Below are 13,533 nucleotides of genomic sequence, written 5' to 3' on the forward strand. Positions count from 1 at the left end.
AGTACTAACTATATTTTCAAATTTTATTATTAAAAACTTTCTCATTAAAAACAGGACACAATATTATGCAAACTATTAAAGCCATTGGTTATCAAAACAATCTACCTATCGATAATGAACAATCGCTACAAGACATCACCCTTGATAAGCCAATTGCTTCAGGCCGCGATATTCTCGTAGAAGTAAAAGCCATATCAGTCAATCCAGTAGATTACAAAATCCGTGAAGGGCGTCCTGCTGCAGAGGGTGAGTATGCTGTTATTGGTTGGGATGCTGCTGGTACTGTGACGGCTATCGGTGAAGACGTCAGTTTATTCTCAGTAGGCGACAACGTCTATTATGCTGGAGATTTGACCCGTTCAGGCAGCAATGCTGAATATCAGTTGGTCGATGAGCGTATCGTTGGACACATGCCAGCCTCTTTGTCTTTCGCTGAGGCAGCGGCATTACCACTCACGACGATTACAGCTTGGGAGATGTTATTTGACCGTTTACAAGTGCCTGTCTCTGATAGCGCAGCGAATGACAGCGATAGTAGCGAGGATGCTAATAACGTCTCAGTATTGGTCATTGGCGCAGCGGGCGGCGTTGGATCTATCTTAACTCAGTTATTAAAAACAAGAACTTCTGCCACGATTATTGGTACGGCTTCGAGAGATGAGAGCGTGCAGTGGCTCAAAGATTTGGGTGCTGATCATGTCATCAATCACCGCAACCCATTGTCTGATGAACTAAAAAAAACGGGTATTGCTGAAGTAGACTACGTGGTGAGTCTCAATAATACTGAGGATCATTATGAAGAAATCATTAAATGCTTAAAGCCGCAAGGTAAGCTTGGACTGATTGATGATCCAAAATCATTAGATGCCAACCCTCTTAAAACCAAGAGCTTAAGCCTGCATTGGGAATTTATGTTTGCACGCTCAATGTTCAATACGCCAGACATGATTGAACAGCATCATTTATTAAATGCAGTGGCAAAATTGATTGATGCAGGCGAGATCAAAACCACAGTTGCTCACAATCTTGGGGCTATCACCGCTGAACACCTACGTAGTGCGCATCAAATGCTAGAAAAACAGCAAGCGCATGGCAAAATTGTATTAGAAGGCTGGTCTGCATAACGCATAACGCCATTTAGATTAATAGGTCCAATGTGACGCTTTTAGCAGACACGTTGGACCTATTTAAATCAATGATAATAATAAACATAGGATAAATAGATGAGCACGCAAGCAAACAAACCACTTACCATCGTCGCCACTATCAAAGCCAAACCTGAGCACGTTGAACAAGTGAAAACTGAGCTACTTAAACTGACAGCAGCATCACAAGATGATCAAGGTTGTATTCAATATGATTTGCATCAAGAAAATGCAAATAGTAACGGTTTCGTGGTTTATGAAATTTGGGAAAACAACGAGTGTCTTCAGCAACATGTACAAAGCCCGCATTTCCAAAACTATGTACAAATAACAGATGGAATGGTCGATGAATTTATCGTTACTGAAATGACAGTTATCTCATAGGTTTGATCTATATTCTGCTGCTAACAATAAAATGAATGGTTGAAAGTCATGACTGATAAGATTGGCTTTTATACTTCAAAACAGTAGCTATTGATTTATACGCTATTTATTTGCTATTGATCGATGATTATTCTTGAGCAACGTTCAAAACGATTTTACCGATATGTTTCTTTTCTAAGAAAACCGCTTGAGCAGTATGTATCTCTTTTAATGGAAAGGTACACGCCACGATTGGATTTATTTTACGTTGTTCGATACAGTTAACGAGGTTTTGGAATACTTCAGGCTGTAGTACGGAACAGCCGTAAAAGGTTAAGTCTTTTAAATAAAGTGTTCTGATATCTAGCTCAACCAACGCGCCTCCAATCGCCCCAGATACAGCATATCGACCTCTTGGTTTCAGTAACTGTAAAAACTCAGGCCACTGTTTTCCTGCGACCAAATCAATCACTACATCAAGGCTGTTGCCGCCTAATATACTGACTAAGTTGTCATCGCGCGATATTACCTGATCTGCTTCTAACTCTAGTAGTTGCTGATTTTTTCTTGGACTGGTGATGGCGATAACATAAGCACCGCACGCTTTCGCTAGCTGGACTGCTGATCCGACCCCGCCTGAAGCACCTGATATTAGTACCTTATCACCTGACGAGACATTGGCTCGGGTACGAAAACTTTAGCTGCCAAGTTATTGTAAACAGCGGCTACTACTTATAGGTACGGTTATTCATAAACCGCTACTAAGTTAAATACTCACTTCATCATTACCGATCCATTTAGGTCCTATCTCAACCTCAATATCACGTGCAGTAATGGGTACAGCGCACTCAGAGCATACTGTCACAGGATGCATAACGTGACCACATGCCTTGTGTCTATGTAACAGCGGTGCCCCGCGTTCATCAGTCATGTATTTATCACCCCAACTGACCAACGCCAGTACGATAGAGTGCAAATCTAACCCGCACTCTGTCAGTCTATATTCCTCACGTAGCGGCCGCTGCTGATAGGCGACTTTTCTTAGAACATCATATTCAACCAATTTGCGAAGACGGTCGGACAGGACATGGCGTGTAATGCCTAAGCGTTGCTCAAATACGTCGAATCGTCTGACTCCCAAAAAACAATCACGTAAAATCATGAGCGTCCAACGATCACCAATGACTGCTAAAGTGCGAGCCACTGAGCAAGACTGTTGGTTCAGTTCATCCCAGCGCATAGGTTATCTCCTTTATCTGTAAGATATAGGTTAGCTTGACAGGGTATAAAAATAAAGCTATATTTTTGTTAGTTCTAAAAAGGAACCTATAAGGAAATAGACATGAACAGAGCACCCGTAGCAGTTGTAATCGGCGCAGGCGATGCCACTGGCAGCGCTGTTGCCAAACGTTTTGCGCGAGAAGGTTTTACTTTGTGCGTGACCAGAAGGAACGCTGAGAAGCTAGAGGCATTAGTCAGTGATATCGAAGCGGCTGGGGGAGTGGTTAAGCCATTTGGTTGTGATGCACGTGTCGAGCAAGAGATGGTTGAGCTATTTACTCATATTGAAAAAGACATTGGCCCGATTGAAGTAGTGGTGTTTAACATCGGGGCAAACGTTCATTTCTCTATCTTAGATACGACAGAAAGGGTCTATCGAAAAGTATGGGAGATGGGTGCTTTGGCTGGGTTTTTGACAGGTAGAGAAGCGGCAAAAGTCATGACTCCACGTAAGAGGGGAACAATTATTTTTACGGGTGCAACAGCGTCTTTACGCGGTAATAAAGGTTTTTCGGCTTTTGCTAGCGCTAAGTTTGCTCTGCGGGCATTGGCACAAAGCATGGCGCGAGAGTTAGGACCTAAAGGCATACATGTCGCACACCCTATCATTGACGGTGCCATTGATACTGATTTTATTCGTGACAACTTTCCCGAGCGCTATGAGCTAAAAGACCAAGACGGTATCTTAAATCCAGAACATATCGCTGAGCAGTATTGGCAGTTGCACTGTCAGCCAAGGGATATCTGGACGCATGAGCTGGATTTACGCCCATGGATGGAAACTTTTTAATCCTATCTGGTTAATAACCATCAAAATTTTTAATGGATTTTTAACATATTGCAAGGAATGCAAAAATGAGTAAACAAGTAGAATTTTTCTTTGATGTGGGCAGCCCAGCCAGTTATTTGGCATGGACACAGTTAGCGAGTATCGCACAGCATCACAATGCCGAGATCGTTTGGCGACCTATGCTACTTGGCGCAGTGTTTCAAGCCGTTGGTAACACCTCACCAGCTGCCGTACCTGCTAAAGGCGCTTACATGGTCAAAGACCTTAAGCGTTTTTCAGCTATCTATAATGTGCCTTTTTGCTTCAATCCATTTTTTCCATTGAATACGATGCAGCTTATGCGAGGTGTTACCGCTTATTTGGGGACACCTAAATTTGAGAGTTATTTATCCGCTATCTTTAATGGGCTATGGGCTGAAAATTTAAATATGGAATCACCAGAGGTCGTCGCTGAAGTACTGTCGAAAGCAGGCATTGATGCGACTGATTTTATGTCGCGTATCAGTGAGCCTGAGGTTAAGGCGCGTTTAAAATCTAGTACCGAAGAAGCGGTAGCACGAGGCGTATTTGGGGCACCAAGCTTCTTCGTAAATGGCGAGATGTTCTTTGGCCAAGACCGTTTGAGCTTTGTTGAAGATGCTTTGAGAAACTGAGAATAGTAGCTCACACGATACACATAGCGACCATAATGTAGAGAGAGCCACTAACATTTAAGCTAGGGGTTTTGGTGGATAATATGGGTGAATATGGCTTATTTACTTAATGCAATCGCTGCTGCATTTAGCCAATGCAGCCTTACCTAAAGAGTGCAGCTTGTGCCAAATTAGCGCTAATGCTACTGGCCAGTCATGCTCATCAAAGTCTAGTGCCGGTGCGACAGATTACCATTATCTAATGCGTTGGCGACCACGTGCTCAGATACAAATGCCCAGCCTAGATTGCGCTGTACTAGCTCAACGATGACCCATTGGCTCTCAACCCACCAGACATCAGCCGCGATACATAACCGTGCTTTTTCTTCGCTGTAGTTTCTCCAGAAAATAACCCTGTCAATCAGTTTAATGATTTTGATAATCAGCAGGTTTAGAGAAACAGTTTCAATAATTTTTATATAATAATGAGGCTGGCAGCAGCAAGCGATGGTGGTTGTTAAGTTAAACGTTAATTGAACGAAGGCATGACGATGAAAAATTTGCAGGATCTACGTATTTTTATTGAGACCGCTCGCTTAGGTAGCCTATCTGCCTGTGCGCGCCACTTAGATCTGTCGCCAGCAGTGGTGAGTGCAGCCGTAAAAAGATTGGAAGCCGAAATTGAGACGGTATTGTTTGTTCGCTCTACTCGTAGGCTGCGTCTAACTAGCAAGGGTGAACAATATTTAAAACATTGCCGAGATGCGGTGGCTATTTTAGACAACGCCTATGCAGGGTTACATGACAATGATGCTGAGCTGACGGGTACAATTCGGCTGTCGGCATCATCAGATTTGGGTCGAAACTTAATTTTGCCTTGGCTGGACGATTTTATAGATATTCACCCAAAAGTGACGGTGCAGCTACATATGTCAGACAGCTATGTGGACTTGTACGGTCAGCAGATTGATTTGGCACTACGTTACGGCGCGCCCAAAGATTCATCACTGGTCGCATTACCTATTGTATTGAATAATCGCCCTATACTGTGTGCGTCAAAGGAGTATTTGAGCAAAATTAATAAGGGTATCGGTATCCCAAAAATGCCGGAAGATTTGTCGCAGCATAATTGCTTACGTTTGGGGCATGATGAAAAGTATTTGAGCGAGTGGACTTTTGAGAAAGCGGGAAAGACTAAACGTGTGGCAGTGGATGGCAATCGCAGAAGTAAAGACGGTGACGTTGTACGCCGCTGGGCAGTGGCGGGTAAAGGCATCGCATTAAAGTCTCAGTTAGATATAGCCGGCGATTTGAAGGCAGGGAGACTGGTCGAGGTGGAGTTGGACGGCTGGCAAGTGGCCAACTATCCGCTGTATTTGATTTGCCCAGAACGGCGATTAATCGATCCACTGTTTAATGCGGTCAAAGAATACTTGATTGAACGGGTAGAGCAGGTATTAAGGTAAAACGAGAATTAATGATTACCCTGTTTGATCAGTTTTATATGGTTCATATTCAAGTTCTTTGCATGAAGCATGTTTAATCAGACGAGCAAAACAGCAATCCCTAGACAGTAATTGCTTAATGATTATTATGACTATTGCCATACCTTTTCAAGCACCGTAAACCAGTTTTTTGACGTCACCTTTTCAATAAGTTGATTTGAGAAGTGACGTTGTTGCATCCGCTCAATCAGCATAGAGATTTGACTGATATCAGATAACTCATCAGGTAGTAGGCAACCATCGAAATCAGAGCCAAACCCAACGTGATCTTCACCTAGATGGTCGATCAGATAATCGAGATGGTCGACAATCACATCAAGCGAAGTTTGCGTATTACGTTGCCCATCTGCACGAAGGAACGCCACATCGAAATTCACCCCAACCAAACCATCGCTTTTTTTGATGGCAGCCAGCTGCTGATCGGTCAAGTTCCGTGCTTGCTGACATAGAGCATGTGCATTGGAGTGTGTCGCAACAATAGACTGGCAGGCAATCTCTAGCGTATCCCAAAAAGCGCGTTCATTCATATGCGACACATCGATCAGCATATGCTTTTCACTGCACTTAAGAATGAGGTCTTTGCCTTGAGTCGTGAGCCCAGCTCCCGTATCTGGAGAATGCGGAAAAGACGCATTTAAGCCATCACCGAAGAGGCTCTTTCTATTCCATAGTGGGCCAATGCTTCTGAGTCCTGCCTCATAAAACACATCTAGTAGATCAGGCTGTATGGCTAAAAACTCAGCACCTTCCAAATGCAATACAATGGCTAGTTGCTTATTCTGCTGACAGGCCTGAATTTGTTCTAACGAGGTGCAAATCTGAATCTGACCGTCAGATCTTGCCTCTAGTTGCTGGGCTAGTTTCAATTGCGCACAGCAGATATCGACGATTTCTTGCGGAGTAAAATCTGAATGTGATGGGTCGGCTAGTTTGTCAGGATGGTTGTTTTTCACATAAGAATAGGGCGGTAAAAATATAGAAAATAATCCGCCCATCCAATTCGCTTCTTTGCAGCGTTGTAAATCCAAATGTCCTGGTAACGTGCCATAAATAAAGTCATGTACCGGATCGGCAGCTGAACTTAGCCAAAGGCGAGTCAACAGATCATTATGTCCATCAAATATCACAGGCTTATTATCAGCATTCATATTTCACCTGTTACCATACGAGTAGGAATCAATTTGTCTTTATTCAGCTGTTTGTTACTCAGTGTTTTAGAATTTTTTGGATTACGAAAGCGTAGTTCTTCAAAAGGTACAGGCGTCTCGCTGTTGATACGTGCCTCCTCAATCAAGTAGTGATAAGGCGATTTGCCACAGACGGGATCAGCGTTTTTGGCGTCCCCAGTCAGCATAAACGCTTGGCAACGGCAGCCGCCATAATCACGCTCTTTGTCTGGGCAGCTTTGGCACATATCGGGCATCCAATCATCACCGCGAAACTGATTGAAGCTCGCAGATTCATACCAAATATCTGACAGCGGTGTCTCTCGTACATTAGGAAACTGTATTGGCATTTGTCTGGCAGCATGGCAAGGTAGGGCTGTACCGTCTGGTGCCACTGTTAAGAAAATCTTGCCCCAGCCATCCATACAGGGCTTTGGACGTTCTTCATAATAATCTGGCACCACAAAAATAAGTTTGCATTTGATACCACGTTCTTCAATCTGATTACGGTATTCATTGGTAATGCGTTCAGCTCGGACCACTTGCGCTTTGGTTGGTAGTAAACCTTGTATATTTTCAAATGCCCAACCATAAAACTGGCAAATAGCCAGCTCGACCGTGTCGGCTTCAAGCTCTAAGCAAAGATCAATAATCTGATCAATCTGATCAATGTTTTGCCGATGAATGACAAAGTTAAGCACCATCGGATAGTCGTATTGCTTAACCAGACGTGACATCTCATACTTTTGCTCAAAGGCATGTTTTGAACCCGCCAAGGCATTGTTGACCGTTGGATCGCTGGCTTGAAAGCTGATTTGAATATGCTGAAGACCTGCTTCTTTTAAACGCGCAATCCGAGCTTCGGTCAACCCCATACCCGACGTGATCAAGTTAGTATAAAAACCTTGATTGTGCGCATAAGCGACCAGTTCTTCTAGGTCTTGACGAACCAGTGGTTCACCGCCAGAAAAACCAAGCTGCACCGCACCCATTTGCCGTGCCTGATTAAACACATCAAACCATTCTTGTGTCGTTAGCTCCTCTTTATACTGAGCATAGTCAATAGGGTTTGAGCAATAAGGGCATTGTAATGGGCAGCGATAGGTCAGCTCAGCAAGCAGCCATAGCGGTAGCCCGACTGGCGCAGTCATACTAAATCAATCCAATGTTCACGCTGGGCGACCAGCATATATTCGATGATGTCTTGCTCGATTTCGGGAATATCGCCAAACATAGCTTGCACCTTTTGGATAATATCAGCAATGGACGCTTGACCATCAATATGTTGCCCAATGATGCTGGCACTGTCATTGAGCTTAATCATACCTTCAGGGTAGAGTAGAACATACGCATTTTGCGCTGGCTCAAACTGAAAGCGATAGCCATGACGCCATGCCGGTACGATGGATTGATCCAGCTCAGGTAAACTAGCAGGTATACTCATTTGAACAATCCTTTATGCCAGACATTGTCAGTGGTAACGCTTTGATAAGGGGCTTGATTATGCACATAGGCTAGGCTCAAGGCATCCAATATCGTCCACAAAATATCGAGTTTAAATTGTAATATCTCAAGCATGCGTTCTTGCTCTTCGACCGTTTTGAACGAGTCGAGGGTAATGGTCAGACCATGCTCAACATCGCGGCGCGCTTGACTCAAGCGTGAGCGGAAATAGGTATAGCCTTGCTCTTTTATCCAAGGATAATGCTTGGGCCAGGACTCTAAACGTGACTGGTGAATCTGCGGGGCAAACAGCTCAGTCAGTGAGCTACTGGCGGCTTCTCGCCATGAGGTACGCCGCGCAAAATTCACATAGGCATCCACGGCAAAACGCACACCCGGCAGGACTAGCTCTTCAGAAATCACCTGCTCACGAGTCAAACCAACTGCCTCTGCCAGACCCAACCACGCTTCACGACCGCCGCCATCAGGATAGACGCCATCTTGATCAATCATGCGTTGAATCCATTCTTGACGCACGCGCTGATCAGGACAGTTTGCCATAATGGCCGCGTCTTTCAATGGAATGTTGATCTGATAATAAAAACGGTTGGCGACCCACGCTTGGATTTGCTGCTGTGTCGCTTTGCCTTCATGCATCATGATATGAAAAGGATGGTAAATATGATAATACTGACCTTTTGCCATAATCGCTTGTTCAAACGCTTCTGGGCTTAGCGCTGTGTTTTCTTCTTGCATTGTTCTCACCTTACGATTGCTATCATTGCCTTATCGTTTGTCTTACAGCTCAATCTGCATACCATCAAATGCTACTTCAACACCATGTTGTTTTAATGTCGCGGCTTGTTCAGACTGTTCATTCAATATCGGATTGGTGTTATTGATATGGATCAGCACCTTACGAGCGTTATCTAACTGATCTAGATAATGCAATGAGCCATCTTCACCACTAATATGCAAATGTCCCATGTCTTGGCCGGTCTTCGTACCGACGCCGCACTCTTGCATTTCATTGTCCGTCCATAGCGTACCGTCAATCATCACGCAATCAGAGCTTTTCATGATCTGCATCACTTGATCATCAATCTTACCGAGACCTGGTGCATAAAAGAGTTGTTTTTGTGTTTTTAAGTCTTTTACAATCAGGGCAATATTGTCGCCATCATGCGGGTCATTACGATGCGGAGAGTAGGGCGGTGCAGAGCTTCTAATCACTAAAGGCGTCAATTCTAAATTGTCAAATCCTTCAATCTTAAACGTCTTTTCTGGGTCAATTTGATTATATTGCAAGCCGCCATTCCAGTGCTTTAACATGTTAAACAGCGGAAAACCTGTGCTGAGGTCTTGATGCACCATGTCCGTACACCAAACAGGAATTGGACAACCTTCACGCAGGGTCAATAGCCCCGTCGTATGGTCAAGCTGACTGTCCATCAAGACCACATTGGTGATGCCTGTATCTCTCAATTGACGTGCTGGCTGTGCTGCCTTGAACTCAAATAATTGTTGGCGGATATCAGGGGATGCGTTGAATAAGATCCAATCCACACCATTTTCTGATATGGCTATCGAAGATTGGGTACGGGTCTTTGCCTTAATCGTGCCTTGACGCACGCCGTGGCAGTTATCGCAATTGCAATTCCACTGCGGGAAACCACCACCAGCAGCTGAGCCTAAAACGTGAATATACATAAATCAATATTTCCAAAAAAATAAAAGCCCTAATCATCTAGGGCTTTTAATGGATTGAGTGCTAATGAGTTTTAGCGTGCTTCGAAATACATAGTCACTTCGAAACCGATACGAATGTCTTGAAAAGCTGGTTTGGTCCACTGCATGGGATTACTCCAAAAGTTATTATGGGATCATCGTTGAGATGAATGAAAGCAATTATCAATGGTAGTATAAGCTGACCCTTGCTGTCAATTTCTTAGATGTTAACAACATACATAGTTAGTTATATATTACAATCACATCATTTCCGTCAAGCTCAACTTTATAAGTGTTGAGTACGATATTTTCGTCATCTAAACATTGACCTGTGACAAGGTTAAAGCGCTGCTTGTAAATAGGAGAGGCGACATACAACACTGTTTCGTCGAAACCGGCCTCATTGGCAATAGTTGTGCCGCCAATCAAACCTCTAGACAATACATTGGCTTGACTGAACGGATCATAGTTATCAAGCGCAAATAACTGTGTTTGTTTAGTACAAAAAATAGCCACTTGTTTTCCATTTACTAGTGCACAGACGCCCGTTTCGGGAATGATGTCATTAATTTTACATACGATTAGCTGAGTCATTATAAGATCCTTGAAAGTAACGCATAAAAGAGACTGAAAATGAAAAGTAGTACCTTTTAAGATAGGGTTTTGATAAATACTGACACGTTACGATTAAGCCAGTTCGGTCACTCTTAGTTTAGTCTTTTCAGTATCGGTTGCAGGACGGATCTGCTCTCGCTCAGTCACAAATACCACATTATCATCGCCTTGTTCACTATTAACAAAATGACGGAAACGTTTGAGCTTTTCGCTATCAGTGATGGTGGCTTTCCATTCACAAACATAATTGTCAATCAATAATTGCATCTGTGATTCTAGTTCCTCAACGATACCTAAGCTGTCCTCAATAATGACTGCTTGTAAGTACTCAAGCCCCCCTTCAAGGCTCTCTCGCCATTTGGAGGTGCGCTGAAGCTTGTCTGCGGTTTTGATATAAAACATGATAATACGGTCGATATATTTGACAACCGTATCCGTATCGAGATCCGTTGCGAATAGCTCGCCATGACGCGGAGTCATACCACCATTACCACAGACAAAAAGATTCCAGCCATTCTCGGTAGCAATAATCCCAAAGTCTTTGCTTTGTGCTTCAGCGCATTCGCGCGTACATCCGGATACCCCCATTTTTATTTTATGGGGTGAACGCACACCTTTATAGCGGTCTTCTAATCTGAGAGCTAAGCCAACGCTGTCATCGACACCGTAGCGACACCAATTATTACCCACACAAGATTTAACCGTACGCAGAGACTTACCATAAGCATGACCAGTCTCAAATCCGGCATCTACTAATTGTGTCCAAATATCGGGTAGTTGGTCTAGACGTGCGCCAAATAAGTCGACACGCTGACCGCCAGTGATTTTGGTATATAGATTGAACTCCTTGGCTACTTGGCCAAGTATGATAAGCTTATCTGCTGTGATTTCACCGCCAGGCACGCGAGGTACTACCGAATAGGTGCCATCTTTTTGAATATTGCCTAGATAATAATCATTGCTGTCTTGCAGTGGGGTGAGTTCAGGTTTTAGTACGTAATCATTCCAGCATGAGGCTAAAATAGAGGCGACGGTTGGTTTGCAAATCTCGCAGCCATGACCACTGCCGTGCGCATCCAACAACGCATCAAAGGTCTTGATACCCTGTACTCGAATCAAGCTATACAACTCCTGACGTGAGTAAGCAAAATGCTCACACAGATCATTATTTACTTCAAAGCCCAGTGTGGTTAGCTGGTAGCCTAATGTGTCTTTCACCATAGGCGCACAGCCTCCACAACCTGTACCCGCACTAGTACATGATTTTATCTCTGCCATGGTATAGGCACCGTTTTCAACGGCTGCACAAATAGCACCTTTGGTGACGTTGTAACAAGAGCAAATGGTTGCGCTATCAGGCAGGTTTTCTATACCCATTTTCGGTTTTTCAACGTTGGGTAGTATCAGACTTTCAGGGTGGGCAGGCAGGTCAATAGCGTTTAGAAATAACTGTAATAGATTGTTGTAATCCTCAGTGTCACCGACCAACACGGCACCAAGCAACTGCTTATTGTCAGCTGTAGTAACTAGTTTTTTATAGATGCCTTCAGCAGGGTTTTGATATAAATAGCTCAAACTGTTTTCCGTTGTGCCGTGGGCATCACCGATACTACCGACATCTACGCCCATCAGTTTGAGCTTGGTACTCATATCGGCACCTGTAAATGTTTGAGCTTTATCACCTGCGATTTGGGCAGCACAGATACTGGCCATGCTATAGCCTGGCGCGACTAAGCCAAATACTTTATCGTCCCATACGGCGCATTCACCAATGGCGTATACATGCGGAGCATTGGTACGGCAGGCTTCATTAATCAAAATACCGCCGCGTGTACCGATTTCAATTCCACATTTAGGGTTGCTTTTGATAATCCCATCTTGCGGACGAATACCTGCACTAAAGACGATCATGTCGGTATCTAACGAAGTATCGTCAGTGAATTGCATGGTTAGGTGACATTGATTTTCACTGAAGGCAGTATTATCGATAATGGCTTTGGTGTTTTTACCAGTGAGCACCTTAACACCAAGGGCCTCAATTTTGCGTTTCAAGATATCACCACCAGCAGCATCAAGCTGTACACCCATCAGTTGAGGCGCAAACTCTACAACGTAAGTTTCTAAGCCTAAAGTAACCAGTGCTTTTGCTGCTTCAAGCCCTAGTAGTCCACCACCTACTACTACGCCTTTTTTTACTTTTGGTAGCTCAGCAATACTAAGGATGTCATCCAAATCAGTAATAGTGCGATATACGTGACAGTGCGGATGCTCACGTCCTGGAATGGGTGGTACAAATGGATATGAACCTGTTGCTAGCACCAGTTCACCATAGTCTATCCGTGTACCATCTTCAGTGCTGATGCATTGATTGGCTGCATCGATGTTTGTAATTCGCTGATTGAGATGTAGTTGAATCTGAGCTGCTTCATAGGTGCTTAAATCAACTAAGTTTAGTTTACTAACATCTTTATGCTCAAAATAGCTCGATAAATATACCCGATCATAAGCTGGGCGATCTTCTTCGGCAAATACGTGAATCTCAAACTGTTCGTGTAAGCCTTGCTCTATGGCTCGCTCCACAAAATGATGCCCGACCATACCGTTACCAATCACCACTAACTTAGCTTTATTCATCGTATCCACTATAGTGCTACTCATATGCCTATCCTCAGTAATGGGTTTTTCTAAATATTTTCGTCTCATGTTTTATTTAAAAATTATGAATAACCTTTTAGTTAGCTCAACGAAAGATAAAAAATATTTAGATGCCTACAATCACAAACCCCTCAATAATCGTGCCAAACACTATTACTGATCTTAAATTATCGTTGTTTTATATAGCTTAAAAATAGCGGATTTTACTGC

The 13,533-nt window shown here is 43.6% G+C and carries 15 protein-coding genes; 5 read left to right on the top strand and 10 right to left on the bottom strand.

Translation table 11 applies throughout. The features are described 5' to 3' along the window. The first annotated feature begins 74 nt into the window (after window positions 1-74). Window positions 75-1,124 carry a zinc-binding alcohol dehydrogenase family protein gene (locus DXK30_RS00295; RefSeq protein ID WP_114700639.1) on the top strand — a complete coding sequence of 350 codons (1,050 nt, stop codon included), beginning with the start codon at window positions 75-77 and terminating at the stop codon, window positions 1,122-1,124. A 99-nt stretch (window positions 1,125-1,223) separates the two neighbouring features. Further along, the gene (locus DXK30_RS00300) at window positions 1,224-1,529 is read left to right on the top strand and encodes a putative quinol monooxygenase (protein WP_102090668.1); all 306 of its coding nucleotides are present in this window, start codon (window positions 1,224-1,226) and stop codon (window positions 1,527-1,529) included. A 127-nt stretch (window positions 1,530-1,656) separates the two neighbouring features. Here the strand turns inward: DXK30_RS00300 and DXK30_RS00305 are convergent, their stop codons facing one another. Both DXK30_RS00305 and DXK30_RS00310 read right to left on the bottom strand, forming a co-directional pair. After that, window positions 1,657-2,160 (bottom strand): zinc-binding dehydrogenase, encoded by a 504-nt coding sequence (locus DXK30_RS00305; RefSeq protein WP_114699965.1) that lies wholly within the window; start codon window positions 2,158-2,160, stop codon window positions 1,657-1,659. A gap of 114 nt (window positions 2,161-2,274) precedes the next feature. Continuing rightward, complete coding sequence (locus DXK30_RS00310) at window positions 2,275-2,748, bottom strand: winged helix-turn-helix transcriptional regulator (RefSeq protein WP_114699966.1); 474 nt, start codon at window positions 2,746-2,748, stop codon at window positions 2,275-2,277. Window positions 2,749-2,850: 102 nt separating this feature from the next. Between DXK30_RS00310 and DXK30_RS00315 the strand changes: the two genes are divergently transcribed. The 3 genes from DXK30_RS00315 (at window position 2,851) to DXK30_RS00330 (ending at window position 5,677) form a co-directional block, all read left to right on the top strand. Further along, window positions 2,851-3,579 carry an SDR family oxidoreductase gene (locus DXK30_RS00315; protein ID WP_114699967.1) on the top strand — a complete coding sequence of 243 codons (729 nt, stop codon included), beginning with the start codon at window positions 2,851-2,853 and terminating at the stop codon, window positions 3,577-3,579. Window positions 3,580-3,644: 65 nt separating this feature from the next. Further along, the gene (locus tag DXK30_RS00320; protein ID WP_114699968.1) at window positions 3,645-4,232 is read left to right on the top strand and encodes a 2-hydroxychromene-2-carboxylate isomerase; all 588 of its coding nucleotides are present in this window, start codon (window positions 3,645-3,647) and stop codon (window positions 4,230-4,232) included. Window positions 4,233-4,762: 530 nt separating this feature from the next. After that, on the top strand, window positions 4,763-5,677 hold the full coding sequence (locus DXK30_RS00330; protein WP_114699969.1) for a LysR family transcriptional regulator: 915 nt from the start codon (window positions 4,763-4,765) through the stop codon (window positions 5,675-5,677). Window positions 5,678-5,808: 131 nt separating this feature from the next. Here the strand turns inward: DXK30_RS00330 and DXK30_RS00335 are convergent, their stop codons facing one another. From DXK30_RS00335 to nirB, 8 genes are all read right to left on the bottom strand, one after another. Next, window positions 5,809-6,864, bottom strand: a complete 1,056-nt coding sequence (locus DXK30_RS00335; RefSeq protein ID WP_201507939.1) for a dipeptidase — start codon at window positions 6,862-6,864, stop codon at window positions 5,809-5,811. Further along, complete coding sequence (pqqE, locus tag DXK30_RS00340; protein ID WP_114699970.1) at window positions 6,861-8,033, bottom strand: pyrroloquinoline quinone biosynthesis protein PqqE; 1,173 nt, start codon at window positions 8,031-8,033, stop codon at window positions 6,861-6,863. The genes DXK30_RS00335 and pqqE overlap by 4 nt, the downstream gene beginning before the upstream one ends. Then, window positions 8,030-8,326: a pyrroloquinoline quinone biosynthesis peptide chaperone PqqD gene (pqqD, locus tag DXK30_RS00345; RefSeq protein ID WP_114699971.1), complete on the bottom strand. Its 297-nt coding sequence runs from the start codon at window positions 8,324-8,326 to the stop codon at window positions 8,030-8,032. The genes pqqE and pqqD overlap by 4 nt, the downstream gene beginning before the upstream one ends. After that, window positions 8,323-9,081: a pyrroloquinoline-quinone synthase PqqC gene (gene pqqC / locus DXK30_RS00350; RefSeq protein WP_114699972.1), complete on the bottom strand. Its 759-nt coding sequence runs from the start codon at window positions 9,079-9,081 to the stop codon at window positions 8,323-8,325. The genes pqqD and pqqC overlap by 4 nt, the downstream gene beginning before the upstream one ends. 42 nt (window positions 9,082-9,123) lie before the next feature. Continuing rightward, complete coding sequence (pqqB, locus tag DXK30_RS00355; protein WP_114699973.1) at window positions 9,124-10,035, bottom strand: pyrroloquinoline quinone biosynthesis protein PqqB; 912 nt, start codon at window positions 10,033-10,035, stop codon at window positions 9,124-9,126. A 71-nt stretch (window positions 10,036-10,106) separates the two neighbouring features. After that, entirely contained in the window at window positions 10,107-10,181 is a 75-nt protein-coding gene (gene pqqA, locus DXK30_RS00360; protein ID WP_082894360.1) for a pyrroloquinoline quinone precursor peptide PqqA, read from the bottom strand. A gap of 115 nt (window positions 10,182-10,296) precedes the next feature. Beyond that, window positions 10,297-10,647 carry a nitrite reductase small subunit NirD gene (nirD, locus tag DXK30_RS00365; RefSeq protein WP_114699974.1) on the bottom strand — a complete coding sequence of 117 codons (351 nt, stop codon included), beginning with the start codon at window positions 10,645-10,647 and terminating at the stop codon, window positions 10,297-10,299. A 93-nt stretch (window positions 10,648-10,740) separates the two neighbouring features. Then, complete coding sequence (nirB, locus tag DXK30_RS00370) at window positions 10,741-13,326, bottom strand: nitrite reductase large subunit NirB (RefSeq protein ID WP_114699975.1); 2,586 nt, start codon at window positions 13,324-13,326, stop codon at window positions 10,741-10,743. Between the last annotated feature and the right edge of the window lie 207 nt (window positions 13,327-13,533).

The organism is Psychrobacter proteolyticus (assembly GCF_003350005.1).
Taxonomy (GTDB): domain Bacteria; phylum Pseudomonadota; class Gammaproteobacteria; order Pseudomonadales; family Moraxellaceae; genus Psychrobacter; species Psychrobacter proteolyticus.

Bases quoted from the DNA above. Each gene is read 5' to 3' on its own strand.
- DXK30_RS00300 (WP_102090668.1), top strand. From the start codon at position 1,224: ATGAGCACGCAAGCAAACAAACCACTTACCATCGTCGCCACTATCAAA.
- DXK30_RS00310 (WP_114699966.1), bottom strand. From the start codon at position 2,748: ATGCGCTGGGATGAACTGAACCAACAGTCTTGCTCAGTGGCTCGCACT.
- DXK30_RS00315 (WP_114699967.1), top strand. From the start codon at position 2,851: ATGAACAGAGCACCCGTAGCAGTTGTAATCGGCGCAGGCGATGCCACT.
- DXK30_RS00320 (WP_114699968.1), top strand. From the start codon at position 3,645: ATGAGTAAACAAGTAGAATTTTTCTTTGATGTGGGCAGCCCAGCCAGT.
- DXK30_RS00330 (WP_114699969.1), top strand. From the start codon at position 4,763: ATGAAAAATTTGCAGGATCTACGTATTTTTATTGAGACCGCTCGCTTA.
- DXK30_RS00335 (WP_201507939.1), bottom strand. From the start codon at position 6,864: ATGAATGCTGATAATAAGCCTGTGATATTTGATGGACATAATGATCTG.
- pqqE (WP_114699970.1), bottom strand. From the start codon at position 8,033: ATGACTGCGCCAGTCGGGCTACCGCTATGGCTGCTTGCTGAGCTGACC.
- pqqD (WP_114699971.1), bottom strand. From the start codon at position 8,326: ATGAGTATACCTGCTAGTTTACCTGAGCTGGATCAATCCATCGTACCG.
- pqqC (WP_114699972.1), bottom strand. From the start codon at position 9,081: ATGCAAGAAGAAAACACAGCGCTAAGCCCAGAAGCGTTTGAACAAGCG.
- pqqB (WP_114699973.1), bottom strand. From the start codon at position 10,035: ATGTATATTCACGTTTTAGGCTCAGCTGCTGGTGGTGGTTTCCCGCAG.
- nirD (WP_114699974.1), bottom strand. From the start codon at position 10,647: ATGACTCAGCTAATCGTATGTAAAATTAATGACATCATTCCCGAAACG.
- nirB (WP_114699975.1), bottom strand. From the start codon at position 13,326: ATGAGTAGCACTATAGTGGATACGATGAATAAAGCTAAGTTAGTGGTG.